General features: G+C 65.0%; 19 protein-coding genes. 12 read left to right on the top strand and 7 right to left on the bottom strand.

What is annotated here, in order from left to right; translation table 11 throughout:
- The first annotated feature begins 36 nt into the window (after nt 1-36).
- Together OOZ63_RS21310 and OOZ63_RS21315 are read left to right on the top strand one after the other, a co-directional pair.
- Nucleotides 37-669 (top strand): LysE family transporter, encoded by a 633-nt coding sequence (locus tag OOZ63_RS21310; RefSeq protein WP_266007625.1) that lies wholly within the window; start codon nt 37-39, stop codon nt 667-669.
- A gap of 54 nt (nt 670-723) precedes the next feature.
- Complete coding sequence (locus OOZ63_RS21315) at nt 724-1,614, top strand: DMT family transporter (protein ID WP_266007626.1); 891 nt, start codon at nt 724-726, stop codon at nt 1,612-1,614.
- Here the strand turns inward: OOZ63_RS21315 and arfB are convergent.
- Genes arfB through alr form a run of 3 tightly spaced genes read right to left on the bottom strand, consistent with a single transcriptional unit; the run spans nt 1,604 to nt 3,608 of the window.
- Complete coding sequence (gene arfB / locus OOZ63_RS21320) at nt 1,604-2,008, bottom strand: alternative ribosome rescue aminoacyl-tRNA hydrolase ArfB (RefSeq protein ID WP_266007627.1); 405 nt, start codon at nt 2,006-2,008, stop codon at nt 1,604-1,606. The two genes, OOZ63_RS21315 and arfB, sit on opposite strands and share 11 nt — an antisense overlap.
- A complete protein-coding gene (locus OOZ63_RS21325; RefSeq protein WP_137945714.1) occupies nt 2,005-2,493 on the bottom strand; it encodes an acyl-CoA thioesterase in 489 nt (162 codons plus the stop codon). Before OOZ63_RS21325 ends, arfB begins: the two co-directional genes overlap by 4 nt.
- Nucleotides 2,494-2,498: 5 nt before the next feature.
- Nucleotides 2,499-3,608, bottom strand: a complete 1,110-nt coding sequence (gene alr / locus OOZ63_RS21330) for an alanine racemase (protein ID WP_266007628.1) — start codon at nt 3,606-3,608, stop codon at nt 2,499-2,501.
- A 168-nt stretch (nt 3,609-3,776) separates the two neighbouring features.
- Here alr and lplT point away from each other — a divergent pair, with 168 nt between their 5' ends.
- Nucleotides 3,777-5,042 carry a lysophospholipid transporter LplT gene (lplT, locus tag OOZ63_RS21335; protein WP_266007629.1) on the top strand — a complete coding sequence of 422 codons (1,266 nt, stop codon included), beginning with the start codon at nt 3,777-3,779 and terminating at the stop codon, nt 5,040-5,042.
- Nucleotides 5,043-5,086: 44 nt separating this feature from the next.
- Here lplT and OOZ63_RS21340 read toward each other — a convergent pair whose 3' ends face one another.
- Nucleotides 5,087-6,064, bottom strand: a complete 978-nt coding sequence (locus tag OOZ63_RS21340) for a hypothetical protein (RefSeq protein WP_266007630.1) — start codon at nt 6,062-6,064, stop codon at nt 5,087-5,089.
- A gap of 211 nt (nt 6,065-6,275) precedes the next feature.
- Between OOZ63_RS21340 and OOZ63_RS21345 the strand changes: the two genes are divergently transcribed.
- Nucleotides 6,276-7,139: a DMT family transporter gene (locus OOZ63_RS21345; protein WP_266007631.1), complete on the top strand. Its 864-nt coding sequence runs from the start codon at nt 6,276-6,278 to the stop codon at nt 7,137-7,139.
- 35 nt (nt 7,140-7,174) lie between these two features.
- Nucleotides 7,175-7,663, top strand: a complete 489-nt coding sequence (locus OOZ63_RS21350; protein ID WP_266007632.1) for a glutathione peroxidase — start codon at nt 7,175-7,177, stop codon at nt 7,661-7,663.
- Nucleotides 7,664-7,795: 132 nt separating this feature from the next.
- On the opposite strand, the gene OOZ63_RS21355 is transcribed toward OOZ63_RS21350, so the two are convergent.
- Together OOZ63_RS21355 and OOZ63_RS21365 are read right to left on the bottom strand one after the other, a co-directional pair.
- Nucleotides 7,796-7,951, bottom strand: coding sequence for a hypothetical protein (locus OOZ63_RS21355; protein WP_266007719.1), 156 nt, complete (start codon nt 7,949-7,951; stop codon nt 7,796-7,798).
- Nucleotides 7,952-10,054: 2,103 nt separating this feature from the next.
- Nucleotides 10,055-10,741 carry a Crp/Fnr family transcriptional regulator gene (locus tag OOZ63_RS21365; protein ID WP_266007633.1) on the bottom strand — a complete coding sequence of 229 codons (687 nt, stop codon included), beginning with the start codon at nt 10,739-10,741 and terminating at the stop codon, nt 10,055-10,057.
- 57 nt (nt 10,742-10,798) lie between these two features.
- Between OOZ63_RS21365 and OOZ63_RS21370 the strand changes: the two genes are divergently transcribed.
- The 6 genes from OOZ63_RS21370 (at nt 10,799) to OOZ63_RS21395 (ending at nt 16,716) form a co-directional block, all read left to right on the top strand.
- A complete protein-coding gene (locus tag OOZ63_RS21370; protein WP_266007634.1) occupies nt 10,799-11,899 on the top strand; it encodes a DUF2332 domain-containing protein in 1,101 nt (366 codons plus the stop codon).
- 84 nt (nt 11,900-11,983) lie between these two features.
- Complete coding sequence (locus tag OOZ63_RS21375) at nt 11,984-12,733, top strand: substrate-binding periplasmic protein (protein ID WP_266007635.1); 750 nt, start codon at nt 11,984-11,986, stop codon at nt 12,731-12,733.
- Nucleotides 12,734-12,763: 30 nt separating this feature from the next.
- Entirely contained in the window at nt 12,764-13,951 is a 1,188-nt protein-coding gene (locus OOZ63_RS21380; protein WP_266007636.1) for an aromatic amino acid transaminase, read from the top strand.
- A gap of 105 nt (nt 13,952-14,056) precedes the next feature.
- The gene (locus tag OOZ63_RS21385) at nt 14,057-15,316 is read left to right on the top strand and encodes a D-amino acid dehydrogenase (RefSeq protein WP_266007637.1); all 1,260 of its coding nucleotides are present in this window, start codon (nt 14,057-14,059) and stop codon (nt 15,314-15,316) included.
- A complete protein-coding gene (locus OOZ63_RS21390) occupies nt 15,313-16,212 on the top strand; it encodes a S66 peptidase family protein (protein ID WP_266007638.1) in 900 nt (299 codons plus the stop codon). Before OOZ63_RS21385 ends, OOZ63_RS21390 begins: the two co-directional genes overlap by 4 nt.
- A gap of 219 nt (nt 16,213-16,431) precedes the next feature.
- Nucleotides 16,432-16,716 (top strand): hypothetical protein, encoded by a 285-nt coding sequence (locus OOZ63_RS21395; protein ID WP_266007639.1) that lies wholly within the window; start codon nt 16,432-16,434, stop codon nt 16,714-16,716.
- 45 nt (nt 16,717-16,761) lie between these two features.
- Here OOZ63_RS21395 and OOZ63_RS21400 read toward each other — a convergent pair whose 3' ends face one another.
- Nucleotides 16,762-19,557 (bottom strand): TonB-dependent receptor, encoded by a 2,796-nt coding sequence (locus OOZ63_RS21400; RefSeq protein WP_266007640.1) that lies wholly within the window; start codon nt 19,555-19,557, stop codon nt 16,762-16,764.
- Between the two features lie 308 nt (nt 19,558-19,865).
- Here OOZ63_RS21400 and OOZ63_RS21405 point away from each other — a divergent pair, with 308 nt between their 5' ends.
- Entirely contained in the window at nt 19,866-20,774 is a 909-nt protein-coding gene (locus OOZ63_RS21405) for an ornithine cyclodeaminase family protein (RefSeq protein ID WP_266007641.1), read from the top strand.
- Nucleotides 20,775-20,783: the final 9 nt, after the last annotated feature.

Genomic DNA, 20,783 nt, shown 5'->3' on the forward strand with positions numbered 1-20,783 from the left:
GATGAGTCCGCCGTCTTGCGTTCAGGAGCAGTGGTGATGGATTTGTCGGTGTGGCTGGCTTTTTTTGCGGCGTCCTGGGCGATCAGCCTGTCGCCCGGTGCGGGCGCGATCGCGGCGATGAGCGCCGGGCTGAACCATGGCTTCAAGCGCGGCTACTTCATGACCTTTGGCCTGGTGCTGGGCATCCTGACTCAGATCGTCGTCGTCGGTGCCGGCCTGGGCGCGCTGATCGCGGCCTCGTCGATGGGATTCGCCATTGTCAAATGGCTGGGTGTGGCTTATCTGGTGTTTCTCGGCGTGCAGCAATGGCGCGCGCCGGCCGAGCCCATGGTTGCGGCCGATGCCGAGGGTGCCGCGCTGACGACGCGCGGTCGTCTGGTGCTACGTGGCTGGGCCATCAACGCGGTCAACCCCAAGGGCACGGTCTTTCTGCTGGCCGTTGTGCCGCAGTTCCTGGATCTGGGCCGCAGCCTGGCGCCGCAATACCTGGTGATCGCGGTGACGCTGTGCTTTACCGACCTGGTCGTGATGGCCGGCTACACGGTGCTGGCCGCCAAAGTGCTGGCGGCGCTGCGCTCCGAGGCCCATCTGAAGCTGCTCAACAAGACCTTCGGCTCGCTATTTATCGCTGCTGGCGCCTTGCTGGCAACGTTTAAGCGCGTGGCTTGAGTTCCTTCCCTTGCCTTTGAAGGCGGGCCGCCGATCTGGCGGCCCGATTTTTTGATGCCCACCATCGCGCAGCAACGCTGGCTTTTCTGGATCCCTACGCTGATCTGGGCCAGCACCTGGCATGTGATCCTCTATCAACTGGCTTCGCCGGTGCCGGTGCTGAACTCGGTGGCCTGGCGCTTTGCGCTGGCGGCCCTGCTGCTGGTGGGCCTGGCGCGCTGGCGCGGCGAGAGCCTGCGATTGCCGGCCTCGGCCCATCTCCTGATGGCGGCCACCGGCATCGTGCAGTACAGCGGCAACTACTGGTCGGTCTACGAGGCCGAGCGCCACATCCCCAGCGGTCTGGTGGCGGTGCTGTTCTCGCTGATGGTGTTCGGCAATGCGCTCTCAGGTCGGCTGTTCTTCGGCCAGTCGGTGACGCGGCGCTTTTTGCTTGCGTCCAGCGGCGGGGTGCTGGGCGTGGTGCTGATCTTCTGGCCCGAGATCGCCGCCACCGGCGCGCGGCCGACTGCCGCGCTCGGTCTGGGACTGGGCCTGCTGGCAGTCCTCTGCGCCTGCATCGGCAATGTGCTGACTCTCACACTTACCAGGCGCCAACTGCCCCTGGTGCCCATCTTGGCCTGGAGCATGGGCTATGGCGCGCTCTTCCTGCTGGCGCTGTCGCTGGGCAGCGGGGCCGGGCTGCAGTTCGATACCAGGCCGGCCTACTTGCTGTCGCTGCTCTATCTGGCGGTGTTTGGCTCGGTGGTCGCTTTCGTGCTTTATTTCAAGCTCGCTCAGGCGCAAGGGCCTGCGCGGGCGGCTCTGACAGGCGTCGTGATCCCGGTGATCGCGCTGCTGATCTCGGCGGTCTTCGAGGGCTGGCGGCCGACGGCGATGTCGCTGGCCGGCATGGGGCTGAGTCTGGTCAGCCTTTACTTCGCGACCCGCGTCGCTACTCGGTGACCCGGCCGCGCCCTGCCTTGATGCCCGAACGCAGCGACTTGCCCTGCAGCCGGCGCTGCTGCGAGCCGTAGGTGGGCTTGGTGGCGCGGCGCGCCTTTGGCGTGTGGGCCACGCTCTGCACCAGTGCGACCAGCCGCTCGATCGCGTCGGCACGGTTCATCTCCTGGCTGCGGTGCTCCTGGGCCTTGATCACGACCACGCCCTCGCCGGTGATGCGCTGATCGCTCAGGGCCAGCAGCCGTTGCTTGATCAGCGCCGGCAGGCTAGAGCGCTGGATGTCAAAGCGCAGATGGACGGCGCTGGAGACCTTGTTGACGTTCTGACCGCCTGCCCCCTGGGCACGAATGAAGCTGAGCTCCAGCTCCCAGGGCTGAGGTTGCCAGGCGAGTTTCAACAAGCCCCCGGCTGGCGGATCTGCTGGAAGCGCTGCTCCAGCTCCTGGCGCAGCTCGCGGCGCAGCTGTGCCGAGGCGAAGCGTCGGCATTCGTCAGGCGTTACCGGCTTCAGCGGCGGTACCTTGGCCGGCTTGCCGGCGTCGTCGACCGCCACCATCGTGAAGAAGCAGCTGTTGGCATGGCGCACGATCTGGCTGCGGATATTCTCGGCCACCACCTTGATGCCGATCTCCATCGAGGAGCTGCCTGTGAAATTGACCGAGGCCAGAAAGGTCACCAGCTCGCCGACATGGATAGGCTGGCGGAACATCACCTGGTCGACCGACAGGGTCACGACATAGCGCCCGGCATAGCGACTGGCGCAGGCATAGGCGGCCTGGTCCAGCAACTTCAAAATGGTGCCGCCATGCACATTGCCGGAAAAATTGGCCATGTCCGGCGTCATCAGGACCGTCATGCTGAGTTGATGTGCGGGCATGTCCATCTGATTCACTCCATATGTTGAATCGTTACAGGCACTCTTCGTGCCAGCGCACACATCAGCTCGTAGCCTATCGTGCCACCGGCCTTGGCCACCTCGTCGATGGCCAGCACTGCGCCCTTGGGGCCGCAGCCCCACAGCGTGACCTCGCTGCCAAAATTGGCATGGGGCAGCTCGCTCAAGTCGACCGCGAGCATGTCCATCGAGACCCGGCCCACTGTGCCTGTGCGCTGGCCCTCGACCAGGATGGGCGTGCCGCTAGGGCAGTGGCGCGGATAGCCGTCGGCATAGCCGCAGGCGACGATGCCGATGCGCATCGCTCGCTCGGCGGTGAAGCTGCTGCCGTAGCCCACAGTGTCGCCGGGCCGCAGGTTCTGGATGGCGATGACCCTGGAGCGCAGCGTCATCGCCGGGCGCAGGTCCCAGTGGGCGGCGTCGTGCTCGGGATAGTCCGGCACGCCGCCATAGCTCATCACGCCAGCGCGCACCCAGTCGCTGCGCACCCGACTGGTGTGGCGCAAGGTGGCGGCGCTGTTGCTGACCGAGCGCTCTCCCGGCAGGTCGGCCGCGACGGCATCGAAGGCTGCCAGTTGGTGGGCGATGCCGTCGCCGCCCAGGCGGTTGGCATCGGCGTCGGAGAAATGCGTCATCAGTGAAATCTCGTCGACCTGGGGCAGGGCGTTGAGCCGGTTCCAGGCGGCGCGCAAGGCGCTTGGGGTGAAACCCAGCCGGTTCATGCCGCTGTTCATCTTTAGGAAGACGCGGTGCGGCTCATGGGTCTTGTGCATCGCCAGCCAGTCGATCTGCTGCTCGCAGTGCACGGCATGCCAGAGCTTCAGCCGCGAGCACAGCTCCAAATCGCGGGTCTCGAAGCAGCCTTCGAGCAAAAGGATGGGACCGCGCCAGCCCAACTCTCGCAGAGTCTGGGCTTCGGACAGATCCAAGAGCGCAAAACCGTCGGCGCCGCGCAGCCCCTCGTAGGCGGCGGCCAGGCCGTGGCCATAGGCATTGGCCTTGACGACAGCCCACACCTTGGCGTCGGGCGCGCAGGCCCGGGCGCGGGCGAGGTTGTGGGCCAGGGCGGGAACATGGATCAGGGCTTCGATAGGGCGCGGCATAGGCCGAATTGTGGCATCGCCCTGGCAGGCTGATGGCGCAGGCTCGCCGTCCCCCAAAAGGGGTGCATGCTATAAAGCCGCGCTCTTGCCCATTTGTGAAACTTTGCTTCCGGGGGCTAGGCTGGCCCCAGTTCCCGCAGCATTTCTACGCAGTTCACTTACGGGCAGATGAAAAAAGGTTTCTACACCATCATGTCGGCGCAGTTCTTCAGCTCGCTGGCTGATAACGCGCTGTTTGTCGCTGCCGTGGAACTGCTGCGCACCTCGGGCGAGCCGGAGTGGCAGCGCGCCGCCCTGGTGCCGATGTTTGCGCTGTTCTATGTGATCCTGGCGCCTTTTGTCGGTGCCTTCGCCGACGCCGTGCCCAAGGGCAAGGTGATGTTCTATTCGAACAGCATCAAGGTGGTGGGCTGCCTGATGATGCTGTTCGGCAGCCATCCGCTGATGGCCTATGCCATCGTCGGCCTGGGCGCTGCGGCCTACTCGCCGGCCAAGTACGGCATCCTGACCGAGCTGCTGCCGCCCTCTCAACTGGTTAAGGCCAATGGTTGGATCGAGGGGCTGACGATTGCCTCCATCATCTTGGGCGTGTTGCTGGGCGGGCAGTTGGTCGGCCCGCATGCCTCGGCCTGGCTGCTGAGCCTGGGCCTGCCCGGCATCCACAGCGCGCCGCAGGCGGCGATTGCCAGCCTGGTCGGGCTGTATGTGATCGCGGCCCTGTTCAACCTGCGCATCCCGCGCACCGATGCGCCGCTGCAGCCGGTGGGCCTGGGCCCGCTGGGCCTGGTGCGCGACTTCGCCAACTGTAATTCACGTCTTTGGCAGGACAAGCTGGGCCAGATTTCGCTGGCCACGACGACGCTGTTCTGGGGCGTTTCCGGCAATCTGCGCTATATCGTGCTGGCTTGGGCCGCCGCTGCGCTGGGCTATGGCACGACCCAGGCCTCCAGCCTGGTCGGCGTGGTCGCGATAGGCACGGCGGTCGGCGCCGTCGTCGCCTCGATGTATATGCGACTGGAGCGTGCTACCGCGGTGATCCCGCTGGGCATCGCGATGGGACTGCTGGTGATCTTGATGAATGTGATCAGCAACGTTTGGGTGGCCGCGCCCTTTCTGATCGTGCTGGGTGGCATTGGCGGCTTCCTGGTCGTGCCGATGAATGCGCTGCTGCAGCATCGCGGCCACAATCTGATGGGCGCCGGCCGATCAATCGCGGTGCAGAACTTCAATGAGCAGGCCTGCATCCTGGGCCTGGGTGCGCTCTACACCGGCATGACCAAGTTCGGCATGTCGGCCTTCGGCGCGATCACGATCTTCGGCGTCGTCGTCGCCGGCACCATGTGGCTGATCAAGCGCTGGCACCGCAACAACTGCCTGCGCCACCCCGAGGAACTGGAGCGCCTGCTCAAGCTCGCGCGTAGCGACTGCCACTGAAGCGGGCCCGGCCGTCTGCCCAAGACCGGGCGCCTAGATCTGACTCAGGAGCGAGCCCGAGACTGGGCCGGGCTGCGTGGCAGCGGCAGCCCCGCGCGGTCCAGCACCGCCTCGATATGCTCCGACCAGGCCCGCGCGATCTTGAAGCTGCCGCTATGGTTGAGGTGGATCTCGTTGTGCCAGTCGCCGCTGATGCCGGCACTACCTGGCGTGGCCAGCGCCAGCGGCACGGCGGTGGAGTCGAACACATGCAGGCCAGGGTAGGCCGCCGTATCGGCCGCCAGTCCCTTCAGCAGTTGGGCCAGATGCATCACCATCAGGCGGCTAACCGCCGCCCAGTCGGCGCTGGGGATGTTGTAGGCCTTGAAAGCCGGGTACAGCCAGGGCCCGGCACCCTCGGTGCCGGCCGGGCGAGGCATCGGTACCGCATAGCAGTGCATGAAGACGGGCTTGCCGGCGGCAGGCCCCTGGTCGCGCAGGCTCAGCAGATGGCGCAGATTGGCGCTCAGATAGGTTGCCAGCGTATGCCAGCCCGGCTCGGAGAAATAGCGTGCCACGCCATGCGAGGGCGGGCCCCATTCGGTCTGGTGGCGCAGCAGGCGCAGCTGAAGCGGGGTCAAATCGGCCGCCGGGGCCGGGTCTTGCCCGGGACGGGTCTCCGGGTGAGCCAGCACGCGGGCGGCGGCGATCAGGTCATTGCCGCCCACTGACAGCAGCACGCCGTCCCAGGCTGGCACGTCAGCGCCGGTCAGCAGTTGCACGAAATCGGGCTGAGCCTGCAGATCGACCAGGTGGGCCAGGCCCTCGCCCTGGCCGGCGCAGTTGACGGCCACAGCCGGCTGCTTGAAGACCAGCTCCTGCAGTAGATTGGCATGGGCATCCAGCTTGGCGGCGGCGTTCGAGAACCATGAGTCTCCCTGCGCCAGCAAACGCCAGCGATAGCCGTCCAGTGTGGGCGCCGGGTTCGACCGCAAGTCCCCCGGCGTGAAGCAGGCCAGATGATCCAAGAGCTGTTCTCCCATAGGTAGTGTTGGTGCCGGCGCGCCGGGCGACCCGCATGCGCCCGCCGATTGGAAGGCCTAGAGCCGGCATTTCGCCATGCTATAAACCCTGGCCATTGTTGGCCGGCGGCGCACCGTCTAGCCAGCAATTTGCAGAGTTTTCCCCGTGCTTTGGGCCAGGATGTTGCGGCCAGCCAACCGGGCTTGCCTACCCCTAGTCGCTTCTGTTGTCTTGGCCTACCTCGCGCTGATCTTCAATGCCCTGATCTGGGGGCTGTCCTGGTGGCCGTTCCGGCAGTTCCAGGCCGCCGGCCTGCATCCCTTGTGGGCCACGGTAACGCTGTATCTGATCTCGCTTGGCGTCATCAGCCTGAGCGCCGGCCGTGCCTGGCGTGAGTTTCTCGGCACACCTTCGCTGTGGCTGATCATGCTGGCCGCCGGCGCCACCAATACCGCCTTCAACTGGGGCGTGGCGCTGGGCGATGTGGTGCGGGTGGTGCTGCTGTTCTATCTGATGCCGCTGTGGGCGGTGCTGCTGGCGCGGCTGATCCTGGGCGAACGGCTGACCGGGCTGGCCCTGTTGCGCATGATGCTGGCGCTGGGCGGTGCGGCCGTGGTGCTCGCGCCGGAGCAGGGCGGTTTTCCGCTGCCCTCGGGCCTGGCGGACTGGCTGGGCGTGCTGGGCGGCTTCACCTTCGCGCTGAACAATGTGATGCTCAGGCGCGAATCACACCGGGGCGCCCATGCCCGGGCGCTGGCTATGTTCAGCGGCGGGGTGCTGGTGGCCGGTTCGGCGGCGCTGCTGATGGGGGCCCAAGGCATGGTGCCCTGGCCCAGCCTCCCGGGCTGGATCTGGCTGCTGCCGCTGACCGGCATGGCCGTGCTTTTCTTCTTCTCCAACTTGGCCCTTCAATATGGCGCGGCGCGCCTGCCGGCCAATGTGACGGCCATCGTGATGCTGGTCGAAGTGCCGGCAGCGGCCATCTCGGCCCTCTGGCTGGGCGGCGGCAGCCTGGACCTGAAGACCGCCATCGGCGGCGCCTGCATCGTCGCGGCCGCCGTGCTCGCGGCGCTTGAGCGCAACAGCGGCCATTGAGCTAGCATCTGGCGCCAAGACCAGAGGAGACCCCCATGAGCCAGACCGTCTACGACTTCCAGGCCTTGTCCATCAAGGGCGAACCGGCCGATCTGGCCAGCCAGCGCGGCAAGGTGCTGCTGATCGTCAACACCGCCAGCGCCTGCGGCTTCACGCCGCAGTTCGCCGGGTTGGAGCGGCTATGGGAAGACTATGCGGCGCGTGGCCTGGTCGTGGTGGGCTTCCCGAGTAACGAGTTCGGCGGCCAGGACCCGGGCAGCAACGAGGAGATCGCCTCCTTCTGCGAGCTCAATTACGGCGTCAGCTTCCCAATGATGGCCAAGACCAAGGTCAATGGCGCCGAGGCTCATCCCTTGTGGAAATGGCTGAAGGGCGAGAAGCCCGGCATCCTGGGTACCGAAGCGATCAAATGGAACTTCACCAAGTTCCTGGTCGGCCGCGACGGCCAGGTGATTAAGCGCTATGCCCCCAATGACGCGCCCGAGAAGCTGCGCGAGGATATCGAGGCCGCGCTGAAGATCTGAGCCAGGCGCTCACCAACTCAGTGGCCACGTCTGTCACCGCCCGTGTCAGCTCCTGCACCTGCCCACCCCTGAGCTGCACCACCCGATGCTCCCCGGCAATCGTCTCCGGCCGGTGCGCGATGATCGGCCGGGTCAGGCTGAACTGGCCCTGCGCGGCTGCTTGTTGATCGCCCAGTCCAGCAGCAGCGGCCACTGCTTCTGCCCGCCTGACAGGCCCAAGTCCAGATCGCCCAGTCTGAACCGCTGACCGGCCTGACGGCCGACGGCGCGGGCGGCAAGGGTTCGCAACGAGGCCGTCTCGCCGTCTGCAAGAGGCTGGAGCTAAGCATCTGGGAGGCCTGGAGCGGCTGTCACCGGCGCAGTCTCGTGCAGACCAAGTGCGCTGTTTCCTTCAAGCGCCAAGTGGCGGAGTTGAATGTGTGCGGGGGCGCAGCTCAATCGCTCCAGCCAATCGGTCGTCCTCAGACGGTCGCCGTAGTGTGCGTGTATCCGGGATTGGGGCTATGGCGTCTGGAATTCGATTTGTGCAACAAATTGATTGACAGCTAGTCAAAACCTGGGGGGTGCTCTAGATTATCTCTTATTCGCTGCAAGTCGTTCCCAGAATAGATATCAAACTTTGGCGCCTGCGGCTTTCCATGTTCTTGTAGATGAACCCGGAGGCCCCCATCCCCGTCCCCTTGGAGCTCTGCAACGTTAGCCAGTTCATATTGGCGAACGTGATAGGTTTCACGAAGTATGAACCACTTGGGCTGCGTTATATATATGTCCGTCCAGGAACTGCCAAATGCAGCGTAGCGCAGCGCAAACGCGGTGCGCCCGTCGCTGAGTTGCGCGCGCTTGGTTGCGTGAGCCACGCCATCTGAGGCAACATTAAGGAACTGAACGATGCATGTTGCAGCGGTTAGCGCTATTGCGCGACGAATCAACTTGCTGCGAGAGTCGCTTATGAAATAGAGCCCCATTGTCATTACAAGAAGGCTTAATAGTGAGGCCGCGCAACTGACTGGGATGGCATGGCCAGTTCGGTTCCATATCCATTCATACCTTGAGATGCCAACGCCTACTGCCAGGGTAACAGGGCCAAGGAGCAGAAGCGTGCCGAACAGTCGTCTTCGATTCATTTTCTAACGCCGCCCAGTCACGCAGCCCCGTCATTTACTGGTTTGAGCCGGGATGGGTAGGGAGACATTGACCTTCCCCGCGCCACCACCGCATCTTCCATAGCAACCTGCAGGAGGTGAAATGGACCTTCCTTGCCAACCACCAAGGGGTGTTCCGGGATTGCCAGGCGCATCATTTCCACTCAGTGGTGGGTTTCGTGGGGAAGTCGGCGGAGGTTCGCAAGCTTGCGCATCGCGAAAACCACCCTGGATAGTCTATGCATCGCCGGGTGAGTCTCCCATTCCACTAATGGCTGCGAAAGTCACGTTCGTGAACATTTCGCCGACTTCGAGTAGTCGGCCCCCCGTGTTCTTCCAGTTCTGGACTTGCTGAACCACAGCGCCAGCGGTTACAGCGGTATTCTCCGTGAACCCTATTCGCCGGGTTGCCATACCGTAGAAGTCGTTAACGAACTGGGATGTTGCGCCTGGTTAATTGGGATTAACAGTGAGATCATACGGCCTATTCACGTTAAAATTGGCCGACAGAATAATGCTTCTCGCAAGCGGCTTATCTACCGGTCCAAGCGATTCCGTTGTCTTCTTCATTGCTGTGAACTTTGCCAAATGCTCGTCCAAATCGAAATTGGCTGGTTTTCCGGCTGGTTGCCTCTGTCCAGATGCACAACTGGTGCTGGTTGTTGTATTCAACCCTATCGCACCCTCGAAAGGTGAGCTCGCAGGAATGCTGGGTAGGTTGTTGGAGCAATGAACACCCGGTTTTGGAACGCAGCCTTCAGGCGGCTGAGTGAGCGGCGCCGAGATATTCGATACATTGATGATTGCTATAGCATTGGCATCTTTGATGCCAAAACTGACGCTGATGATCTTGTTGGACGTTAGCGCAGTTGTGGGAAGCAGAGAGAAGCCGATCCGTCCATTGAACTTGCAATGCGTTTGCGCTCCCGCAAATCATCGTTGCGAGCAGTGCCGAACTTCCCAGAAGTTTCATACTCCCCCCAAAGAAGAGACGGATGGGCCTCGTTGCGTAGTCACGCGGTTTGGACCGGCTGCCCGAAACCGGTAGTACGGCTGGTTGCGTGCAGTTGTGCCTGCAACATAGCCGTTGTCGATGAACCTGCTCCCTCTGCTCAAACTCAGCAAAGTCTGGCCTGGGCGGCGCTGAGTAGGGTTCTTGGGCCGCAAGTGTGTCCAGTTGGGGGGGAGAGGGCTACCCCCCTGAGGGGTGTGACGGGACAGCCCGTGCAAGCCCTTCAATTCGGAAGAATCAGATCTTGTCTGCGCTTTGCGCATCAGCCCTGACCCACAAGCGCCTATAGCCGCTGCGCAGCCGCCCCTCGGCCACTGCCTTGCGCAGCAGCTCGTTGACGGTCTGGCGCGACAGATTGGCCAGGGCGGCCAAATCGGCCTGGGTGGCGGCGATGGCCTGCCAGCCTTGGGCATCTGGCGGGCCGTTGGCACGCTCACGCGCCAGCTGGCTCAAGGCCAGGCCGAAGCGCTCGGCCGCACTGCGGTGCCGCGAGGCTTCCAGCAGACCCAGGGTGCCGGCATAGCGCTGCGCGAACTCGCAGAGCAGAGCGCGTGCAAAACCCGGCACCTCATCCATCAAGAGCCGATAGGCTTGCGGGCCGAACACCCATAGACGGCTTGGCCGGCGGGCCAGCGCCTCGTAGGCCGAGGGCCGACCGGTGGCGAAGGCGGCCAGACCGAAGAGCTGGGGTGGCTGCACATGCTCCAGCACCGAGACCGCGCCGTCGGCCGCTGTGAAGCGCGTCTCGATCTCGCCCTCGGCCAGACCATAGAAGTCAGTGGTTGACTGGCCCTGGACGAACAGGCTGCGGCCGAGCGCCAGCCTGCGCACCGTGACCAGGCTGTTCAGCCGGGTGCACTGGACGACGTCGAGCGTCAGCCCCGGGAAGTTGGCGCGCAGCAGGGCCAGCAGATCATCTGACATGACCCAATTGTCGGGTACCCGACATTGATCGCAACGACCTGACCTTAGGCTGGTGCGATGAATGACAGTCAGACACTAAATCAATGGGCGGCTCAATATCGCCACTTCGCCGACGTCGAATGTCCGCAGGACCCGCTCTATGTCGCGATCTGCCGCAGCGTAGCCGATTCGCCCGAGCTGTTGGCCCTGATGGCTGAAGCGCCGGCCACGCAGCGCCGGCCCAATCTGCTGTTGGCCGCGTTGCACGAACTGGTGCTCGGCGGCGCGGATGATGGACTGGCCGCCTACTACCCCAGTGCCGACGGGACTCGCCTGCCGGATGCCGAGCTGCCGGCGCGACTGCTGGACTTCGTGCGCCGGCAGCGGTCGGCGCTGGTCGCGAATCTGCGCTCGCGCAGCACCCAGACCAACGAGATCGGCCGCTGTGCGGTGCTTTGGCCCGCGCTGCAGTACATCAGCGCATTGAGCGGTCGGCAAGACCTGGCCCTGCTGGACTTCGGCTGCAGTGCCGGGCTGAATCTGGGCGTCGATGCCTACCGCTATGACTACGGCGGTTTTGCGCTCGGGGCGCCGGCGGCGGCCGAGCGTCCCACCATCCACTGCCAGTGGCTCGGTGACTCTGTGCCGCCGCCCAAGCCCTGGCGGCTGCACAGCCGGCTGGGGCTGGATCCGGCGCCCATCGATGTGCAGGACGAGGCGGCGGTGCGCTGGCTGCGCGCCTGCCTGTGGCCGCATGACCGCGAGCGCGCGCGCCGGCTCGATCAGGCACTCGCGCTGGCACGCGCGGCCGACCATCCGCTGAGCCCGGCCGAGGACTGCCTGGCTGAGATCGAGCCCTGGCTGGACGGCCTGCCGGCCCGCGTGCAACCGCTGCTGTTCAACAGCTGGGTGCTGAGCTATTTCGAAACCGGGGCGCTTGCCAGGCATCGCGCCGAGGTCGAACGCTTGCTGCGAGAGCGTGGCCTGATCTGGCTCAGCGCCGAGGCCGCGGCGTTGCGCCCGCCCGGGCTGGCGCTGCCGGCGGTTTGCGGGGCAAGCGACACCTTGTGGACGCTGCAATGGGCCGACGAGGCCGGAGTCCTGTGCCAGGCGGCGCTGGCCTGCTCGCATCCGCATGGTCGCTGGCTACGCTGGCTGGCCCCACCGATTCGCGGGTGAACCTGTAAGACTTGTCAGTGGTGCGCGTCGGCAAATCAGGTGCTGGCCTGTATGCTGGACTTTCAGGGAGATCTACCCGCCACGATGCGAGTCCGCCGTCACTGTTGCCTGCTGTTGAGTGTGCTGCTCTTGCTGGCGTCTTGGGCCTTACAGGCCCAGCCGGCTGTGCTGCGTGTCGTGGGCAGCGCCGATCCGCCATTTCGCATCTTTGCCGAGGGGGGGGCGACCGGGCTTTACTACGACCTGATGAACGAGGCGGTGCGCCGCCTGGGCTGGCGTGTTAGCTATGCCGAGGTGCCGTCGGCGCGGGCCTTCAAGCTGATGGAGCAGGGCGAGGCTGACCTGATGCTGGGCCCGCTGCGCACGCCGGAGCGGGAGCTATTCCTGAGCTACACCCGCGTCGTGCTGCCCAGCGAGGACAAGGCCTTCTATACCCGGCCCGATGCCGCGCCGGTGCGCAGCCTGGACGACTTGGGCGGCCGCAGCATTGCCGTGCATCGCGGCAAGCGCTACGGCCGCGCCTTCGATGCCGATACCCGCTTGCAGCGTCAGGAGGTCAACGACTATCGGGCAGCGCTGGAGATGGTGGCGCGCGGCCGAATCGACATTGCGGTGGCGCCGGAGCGTGAGGGCGATCTGCTGCTGCGCGAAACCGGGCTGGGCCTGCTCAAACAGCCCTGGCTGCTGGCCGGCGAGCCGCCCTATGTGGTGCTGGCGCGTGCCTCGCCCTGGCTGGCCCGCCAAGCCGAGCTCGAGCGTACCTTCGTGGCCATGCGCGAGGATGGCGCCTGGCGCCGCATTCTGGAGCGCTACGGTCTGCGGGCCGGCCCATAATGCCGGCTGTCCCGATTGGAGTTGCACACCATGTTCAAGCACGTCGACGCCTATGCAGGCGACCCCATCCTGAGCCTCAACGAAGCCTTCCAGAAGGACGAGCGCGCGGGCAAGATCAATCTGTCGATCGGCATCTATTTCGATGACGATGGCCGCATCCCGATGCTGGACTCGGTGCGCCGCGCCGAGCTGGCCGTGGTGGCCGAGGCCGGTGCCCGGCCCTATTTGCCAATGGAGGGTGCGGCCAATTTCCGCAGCGCTGTGCAGGCCCTGCTGTTCGGCGAGAACCATCCGGTGCGTGCGCGCACGGTGACGATTCAGAGCGTCGGCTCCAGTGGCGGCCTGAAGGTTGGCGCCGATTTCATCAAGCGCTACTTCCCCGACAGCGCCATCTATGTCTCCGACCCGACCTGGGACAACCACCGTGCGGTGTTCGAAGGCTCCGGCATCGAGGTCAAGACCTACCCCTATTACGACGCCAAGACCGGCGGCGTGCGCTTCGCCGACATGCTCGAAGCCATCCGCGCCTTGCCGAAGAAGAGCGTTGTGCTGTTGCACGCCTGCTGCCACAACCCGACCGGTGTCGACCTGACCCCCCTGCAGTGGGACGAGCTGATCCCGGTGCTGGCCGAGCGTGAGCTGCTGCCCTTCCTGGACCTGGCCTACCAGGGCTATGGCGAAGGCATCGAGGAAGACGCCTTCGCGATCCGCGCGATGGCCGACGCCGGCCTGTCCTTCTTCGTCGCCAACAGCTTCTCCAAGAGCATGAGCTTGTATGGCGAGCGTTGCGGCGCGCTGAGCGTGGTGTGCCCCGACGCCGCCCAGGCGGTCAATGTGCTGGGCCAGCTGAAGTTCATGATTCGCCGCAATTACTCAAACCCACCGCTGCACGGCGGCCAGATCGTTGCCCGCGTGCTCAGCGATCCGACGCTGCGTGCGCTGTGGGAGGGCGAGGTGGCCGAGATGCGCCAGCGCATCATGGCCATGCGCAACAGCCTGTTCGAGGTGCTCAGCGCCAAGCAGCCGGGGCGCAATTTCGACTACTTCCTGACCCAACGCGGCATGTTCAGCTACACCGGCCTGTCGGCCGAGCAGGTGGACAGGCTGAAGAACGAGTTCGCCGTCTATCTGGTGCGCTCGGGCCGCATGTGCGTGGCCGGGCTCAACAGCAAGAACGTCGAGGCTACTGCCGTGGCGATGGCTGCCGTGCTCGGCTGAAGCTGCGGCCACATGTGGCCAGGTTATAGGCGGCGCTCGCGCTTTCATTGGTCCTGAGCCCGGCTTGTCCTTACTCTGCTGGAAGATCAGTGTCCAAGAGTCGGGATGAGTCAACATATTGTGGTGATCGGGGGCGGGGTGGTCGGTCTAACGACTGCCTGGACCCTGGCCGAGCGCGGCCATCGGGTCACACTGCTGGAGAGGGAAGCTGCGCTGGCTTCAGGCGCCAGCCGCGCCAACGGCGGCCAGCTCAGCTATCGCTATGTTTCGCCGCTGGCCGACGAGGGCGTGCCGCTGAAGGCGCTGCGCTGGTTGCTCGATGCCGACGGGCCGCTGCGCTTCAAGCCCGAGCTGCGCTGGCATCAATGGACCTGGATGCTGCAGTTCCTACGCGCCTGCCGGGGTCCGGTGAACCGCCGAACGACCGCGCGGCTGTTGGAGCTCGGCGCGTTGAGCCAGGCCGCGTTCGCCGAGCTGCATCGCAGCGCCCGGCTTGACGCCGACGACATCGCGCTGCGCGCACCCGGCAAGCTGGTGGTCTACCGCAAGCCCGAGGAATTTGCCCGTGTCGCCGCGAAAGTGCGCGCCCAGGGTGATGTCGCCGAGCGGGCGCTGAGCCATGACGAGTGCGTGACGCTGGAGCCGGCGCTGGCCGACGGCGATGCCCAGCTTGCCGGTGGCATCTTCACCGAGGGAGAAGCCGTGGCCGACTGCCACCGGCTGTGTCTACAACTGGCCGAGCGACTGGGTCGGCATGGACAGTTCCAAGGCGTCGTGCGGGCGCAGGCCCAGGGCTTTGTTCTCTCGCAAGGCCGGGCGGTGGCGCTGCAGACCGATGCCGGCGAGGTGCCGGCCGATGCTTTTGTGCTGGCCGCCGGCCTGCACAGCCGCGGCCTGGGCAAGAGCGCCGGCCTGAACCTGCCGATCTACCCGCTGAAGGGCTACAGCCTGACCGCGCCGATCGGCGCCCAGCATCGCCCGCCCGAGGTCAGTGTGACCGACTTTGAGCGCAAGGTGCTGTACGCACGCATCGGTGAGCAGCTACGCGTGGCGGCCATGGTGGATCTGGTCGGCAACGATGCGCGCATCGATCCGCAGCGCATTGCCTCCTTGCAGCGCGCGGTGCGGGCGATGTTCCCGCAGGCGGCCGACTATGAGACCGCCACCACCTGGGCGGGTTTGCGCCCGGCCACGCCCAGTGGCGCGCCCATCCTTGGCGCTTGCCCGGTGCGCAATCTTTGGCTCAATGTCGGCCATGGCGCGCTGGGGTTCACCTTCTCCTTCGGCTCGGCGAGCATCCTGGCCGAGCTTATCTCCGGCCGGCCTAGCCCGATCATGCTGGACGGCTTGCGGCTGCCGGCATGAGCGGGCGGCTGATTCCCGCGCTGCCCTTTGGCGCGACGCTGGGTCTGATTGCTCCGGCCGGTCCGCCCGCAGCGGGTAGTCTGGAGCGGGTGCCGGCTCTGCTGGCGGCCCATGGTTTCAAGGCCAAACTGTTTCCCGGCTGCGCCGGCCCCACGCATCTGGACTATCTGGCCGCCAGCGACGCGCAGCGCCTGGCCGATCTGCATGCCGCCTTCGCCGACCCCGAGGTCGACGCGGTCTTGGCGCTGCGCGGCGGCTATGGCTGCGCGCGGCTGCTGGAGCAGATCGACACCGATCTGCTGCGCCGTCAACCGAAGCTGTTGATCGGCTTTAGCGACATCACCGCCTTGCACGGGCTGCGCGACGGCCTGGGGCTGGTAGGCCTGCATGCGCCGATGCCGGCCTCCAACCTGCTCGACGCCGACGCGAGCGCCGACGCCCATGCCTTGTTCAGCCTCTTGCATCGGGGCTTGAGCGCCGGGGAGCAGATCGCACCGGCCCTGCCGGCCCACGATCTGAACCAGGGTGAGCGCGCGGCGGGTCGTCTGATCGGCGGCAATCTGGCGGTCTTCACGGCCCTGCTCGGCACGCCCTGGGCGCCGCGCGCCGACGGCGCGATCCTGTTCATTGAGGATGTGGGCGAGGCGCCCTACCGGGTCGACCGTCTGCTGGTGCAGTTGCGCCAGGCCGGCGTTCTCGACGCGGCGGCCGGCTTCCTGATCGGCAGCTTCAGCGACGCCGAATCGCCCGACGCGGTGCTGGCCGATCTGCTGCGCCCGCTGGGCAAGCCCATGCTGGCCGGCTGGCCCTCGGGCCATTGCCGCCCGCATATCGCTTTGCCGCTGGGCTTGCAGGTCGAGATGGATGTCGCGGCGGGCTGTCTGACCGTGATCTGAGCGAGCGGCGCGCGCTTCGCTACGCTGTTCTGGGGATGTTGGCTGGCCGTCCGGACGCAAGAATTGCGGCCTTGTCCCACTGATGACAGGGAGATCGCCATGCTGCCTCATCCCACACTGGCGCTCGGACTGGCCGCTGCGCTTTCTGCCGCGCTTTTTGCCTCCGAGTCCTTGGCTCAGGACGGGCTGCTGACCCCGCAGGAGATCTAGTAGACCCTTGTGGGCGACAAGCATCGCTCGATCGTCGAGGCAAACGGCGTGGTCACCCAGAGGGAGATACGCGCCGACGGCACCATGCAGCTCTTCTATCCGGGCGGCACTGACGGCGGCACCTGGCGCCTCGACGACAAGGGTTACTGCACGATCTGGCGCAAGATGCGCGAGTGCAAGCAAGCAAGCTTGCTTCACCGTGCGCCGCCAGGGCGACAAGCTGGAGATCCTCAATGCCGAGGGCGCTGTCGGATCGACGATCAGCTTGGGGATGTGAGTCCCAGCGCACAATAAAAAGGGCCCGCCATCGGCGGGCCTTGGGATTGCTGGCTTACCGCCTTACTTGAATGCGTAACGCAGCGACAGCGAGAGTGTGCGACCCAGGGGGCTTGCGACACGCGGGTCCCAGCCGGCACCGACCACATCATCGACGTTGTGATAGGTAAACGGCGGTTCGGTATCGAACAGGTTCTTCAGGCCTGCCGTGATCACCATGTCCTTGATGCCCGTGTAGCTGCCGAACAAGTTCACCGTGGTGTAGCTGTTCACTCGGCGGCGCGGTGTGCCATAGCGCGTCAGGTCCTGGTCCAAATAGCTGGACTTGTAGTTGGCGCTCAGGGTCGTGCTCCAGTTGTCGCGGGCCCAGCCCAAATCGGCGCTGAAGTTGTTTCGCAGATACATGGTGCGCAGACCGAATTTGCCGACAAACTCCACCAGTGGCTGGCTGGCCACGGTGCGCTCCTTGTGGCTCAACATATGGGTGCCTTTGATACCGGCGCGCCAAGTTCCGGTCTGGTGGCGTAGCTGGTAGGCGGCACCCCAGTCAAGGCCTCGGGTGCTGCTGTCGGCCGCATTGATCCAGCCGGCCGAGACCAGACTTACATGACCGCTGGCATCTCGGGTGAAGTTGCCGACGAAAAGGTCATAGTTGTTCAGCACCTCGCTGAGGGTCAGCTTCTTGATGCGATCATCCAGGTCAACCCGCCAGTAGTCGGCAAATAGGGTCAGGTCCCGTACCGGGGAAAAGACGACACCGATCGTGCCTTGCTTGGACTTCTCGGGCTTCAAGTCCGGGTTTCCGCTATCGGTGTAGTCGACGCGCCGCACGCATTCCGGGTTCGCCGGGTCCAGCACTGGGCAGGTCACCGGGTCGCGCCAGTCGGCAGTTGCCAGACGCGGTGCGGTGTTCAGGCTGAGTTGCTGGAAGCTGGGAGCCTTAAATCCGGTGTTCAAAGAACCGCGCAGCAGCACCATGTCATTGGGCTGATAGCGGAACGCGATCTTGGGATTGGTTGTTCCGCCGATACGGCTGTACTCGTCATGACGCAGGGCCAGCTGCAGGTCGAAACCCTTGAAGACCGGAACCGCCAGCTCGCCGTAGATGGCGTGAATGTCACGCGAGACCTTCGGGATGGCAGTATTGCCAGGGCACAGCAGCACATCGGTAGCACCGTTGTTCTGCACGAAACCGGAGACGCAGTTGAACGCACCGGGCTCAGGGGCGAACTCGTAAGTCTCCTTGCGCAGGTCGAAACCCAAGGCGAAATCCAGCGGGCCGGCTGGCAGCGTCATCAGCTCGCCCGACACCGAGCCGTCAAACTGGCTCAGTGTGGTCTTGCCGCCCTGCAGGCGACCCCGTGCCTTGGTTGATTCGATCAGATCCATCGCCGCCTGGCTCTGCTTCTCGCCGGGCTTGACCCAGGGATTGATGATGCCGGTCTTCAGCGCATCGTTGAGTTTGGCCGTGTAGGCATAACCATCGATCAGATTGGCCCAGCCCTCCGCCTTGGCGGTCGACAGGCCTACTTTGTAGAAGTAGCTACCGATCTCGCCGTCCATGCCGACCAGAATGCGCTGGTTCTCGGAGACGTTCTCGATCACACGGTTTCCGAAGTCCTGCATGCGCCAGCGGTAGGCGATAGGCAGATTCGGGTTGAAGTCGTTGACGCCGGAGTCTCGCAGGTTCAAGTAATGCGGGCCGTTGACGGGGTAATAGTTGCCGGCGGCGGCCGTGGTGCTGAACTGTCCAGGGGTCAGCTCGGACTTGACCTTGGTGCGCGAAGCCGTCAGCTCGGCAAATACCGTGTGCTGGTCACTCAGCGCATAGGTGCCTCGGGTCACAAGATTGAAGGCATCCTTCGGCGCCGTCAGCATGAACTGGCGACCGTAGTCCGTGTTGCAAAGATAGCGGCTGGTAGCCTGGCTGGCGTTCCATAGCTGCGGCTGGTACTGGATGCCGGTCGCGATGGCGTCGCAGTCGTTCTGAAGGCTCAGCAGGTTAACGCGGGTGTAGCGGGTCGCATCACCGGCGCCTACCGTCGAACCCGTAGTGCCCATGGCCGAGCCGGCGCCAGTGATGATATTGGCGAAGGGATGGCTGGAGGAATCCGGCGACAGGCGGCGCTCGGGCTGGAAGCCGTTGGCCCAGTCGCGCTCGTTTCCGCGCAGGATGTCATTGTTGTCCAGCGCCACACTGCCCATCAGATTGAAGCGGTCGCGCTCGAGATTGCCGAAGCCGCCCGTGATGGTGGCGCGCCGGGTTGTCCCGCCGCCCGACTCCAACGGCTGTGCATAGTCGACGCCGAGGGATACACCCTGGATGTCCTTCTTCAGGATGAAATTGATCACGCCGCCAATTGCGTCGGTGCCGTAGATCGCGGAAGCGCCATCTTTCAACACCTCAATCCTGTCCACTGCGGCCATCGGGATCGCGTTCAGGTCAACAGCCCCGCCGCTCATCCCATGGGTCGAGACGCGGCGGCCGTTCAGAAGAACCAGAGTGCTGCCAGGGCCGAAACCGCGGAGATTGGCATTGGCCGAGCCACCCGTCAGTCGGTCCGTGTCGGCACCGAACACGTTGTTGTTCGCGGTAGCCCCATCGGCGCCGATGCCGTTGATGCCCATCTCGCGCAGCATGTCCTCAGCCGTCAGGATGCCCTTGCTATTTAGCTCATTGGCTGTGATCACCTCGACCGGCAGAGCTCCCTCTTTGGCCAGCCTCTTGATGCTGGAGCCGGTGATTTCAATTCGCTCTACTTTTTGGACAACAGGCGCCCCCTGCGCCCAAGCCATGCCAACGAACTGGGCGCCGATACCGACCAGCGCAAGACTGCGCGCGAGTTTCTTCAGTTTCACGGTTACTCCTTTTTTGACTTGTGCGGCGCTGCTGGAACGCCCCCGAACGATGGATGGATCAATGACTGCATTCATGATCAAGCACACCCAGGGTTTGCCACCATAGGGCTGCCACCTGTTTGTTGCGCGCGCCACGATGAATGCTTGTCGCCCGTATATAACCTGTTGGAATGCGGGCCGGGATTGTCGCGTCTGCCGGGCCATTCCTGCCGGCTCGAGTGGGGGCGCAATAAGTTATGAGCAGGCGGCGTCCCGGGCGCGGCAGTACCGATAAAGTCGGCGTGCTGCTGAATCTATCGAGCTTACCCATGCTGCTGATCACCGAAGCCCAGGTCGCTCAGGCCTTGAGCCTGGCCCCGGCGGCCGCCATCCACTCGGCCTTGCGCCAGGCCTTTGTCCATCTCGCCGAAGGCCGGGCCGCCGTCTTGGCGCGCGGCCGTGCCGGCGCCACCGCCGCCGATGGCGCTGCCCTGATGGTCAGCGCGATGGGTGCGGTGCTCGACGATGTGATGGGCACCAAGGTCTATTCGACCCGCAACGGCCAGTTCCAGTTCGTCATCACGCTGTTCGATAGCGCCAGCGGCGCTCCGCTGGCTACGCTGGAGGCCAATGAGCTGACCCGGCTGCGCACGGCGGCCACCACAGCGCTCGCAGTCGACGCGCTTGCCGCGCCCGAAGCCAGCGTGCTGGCCCTGTTTGGCGCCGGCACCCAGGCGCGCGCTCATGTCCAGGCCTTGCGCGGGCTGCGCCGGTTCGAGCGAGTGCTGGTGTGCGCGCGCAGCGGTGGCGAGGCCTTTGCAGCCGAGATCGGGGCCGAGCTCGTCGATGCCGCCAGCGCCGCTGCTCAAGGCGATGTCATCGTCACCTGCACCCGTGCCAGCGAGCCGCTGTTTGACGGCACCCTGGTGAGACCCGGCGCCCTGGTCGCGGCGGTCGGTTCGAGCAAACCAGCGGCGCGCGAGCTGGACGACACCCTGCTGGCGCGGGCGGCGGCCGTCGTGGTCGAGTGGCTGCCGGCCGCCCGGGCCGAGGCCGGCGAGCTGGTGCGCGCCGCGCCCGGTGTGATTGTGCCCGAGCGCCTGATCGAGCTGGGCAGCCTGCTGGCTGCCCCACTGCCACAAGATCCGCAGGCCATCACTGTCTACAAGAGCGTGGGCATCGGGCTGGAAGACGTGGCCCTGGCGCGCCTGGTCTACCAAACCCTGACGAATGGCTGAGGAGGCCGC

This window comes from Paucibacter sp. PLA-PC-4 (genome assembly GCF_026241155.1).
In the GTDB taxonomy this organism is placed as follows: domain Bacteria; phylum Pseudomonadota; class Gammaproteobacteria; order Burkholderiales; family Burkholderiaceae_C; genus Roseateles_E.

Coding starts and splice junctions, on each gene's coding strand:
- OOZ63_RS21310 (WP_266007625.1), top strand. CDS start 37: ATGGATTTGTCGGTGTGGCTGGCTTTTTTTGCGGCGTCCTGGGCGATC.
- OOZ63_RS21315 (WP_266007626.1), top strand. CDS start 724: ATGCCCACCATCGCGCAGCAACGCTGGCTTTTCTGGATCCCTACGCTG.
- OOZ63_RS21325 (WP_137945714.1), bottom strand. CDS start 2,493: ATGGACATGCCCGCACATCAACTCAGCATGACGGTCCTGATGACGCCG.
- alr (WP_266007628.1), bottom strand. CDS start 3,608: ATGCCGCGCCCTATCGAAGCCCTGATCCATGTTCCCGCCCTGGCCCAC.
- lplT (WP_266007629.1), top strand. CDS start 3,777: ATGAAAAAAGGTTTCTACACCATCATGTCGGCGCAGTTCTTCAGCTCG.
- OOZ63_RS21340 (WP_266007630.1), bottom strand. CDS start 6,064: ATGGGAGAACAGCTCTTGGATCATCTGGCCTGCTTCACGCCGGGGGAC.
- OOZ63_RS21350 (WP_266007632.1), top strand. CDS start 7,175: ATGAGCCAGACCGTCTACGACTTCCAGGCCTTGTCCATCAAGGGCGAA.
- OOZ63_RS21365 (WP_266007633.1), bottom strand. CDS start 10,741: ATGTCAGATGATCTGCTGGCCCTGCTGCGCGCCAACTTCCCGGGGCTG.
- OOZ63_RS21370 (WP_266007634.1), top strand. CDS start 10,799: ATGAATGACAGTCAGACACTAAATCAATGGGCGGCTCAATATCGCCAC.
- OOZ63_RS21375 (WP_266007635.1), top strand. CDS start 11,984: ATGCGAGTCCGCCGTCACTGTTGCCTGCTGTTGAGTGTGCTGCTCTTG.
- OOZ63_RS21380 (WP_266007636.1), top strand. CDS start 12,764: ATGTTCAAGCACGTCGACGCCTATGCAGGCGACCCCATCCTGAGCCTC.
- OOZ63_RS21385 (WP_266007637.1), top strand. CDS start 14,057: ATGAGTCAACATATTGTGGTGATCGGGGGCGGGGTGGTCGGTCTAACG.
- OOZ63_RS21390 (WP_266007638.1), top strand. CDS start 15,313: ATGAGCGGGCGGCTGATTCCCGCGCTGCCCTTTGGCGCGACGCTGGGT.
- OOZ63_RS21405 (WP_266007641.1), top strand. CDS start 19,866: ATGCTGCTGATCACCGAAGCCCAGGTCGCTCAGGCCTTGAGCCTGGCC.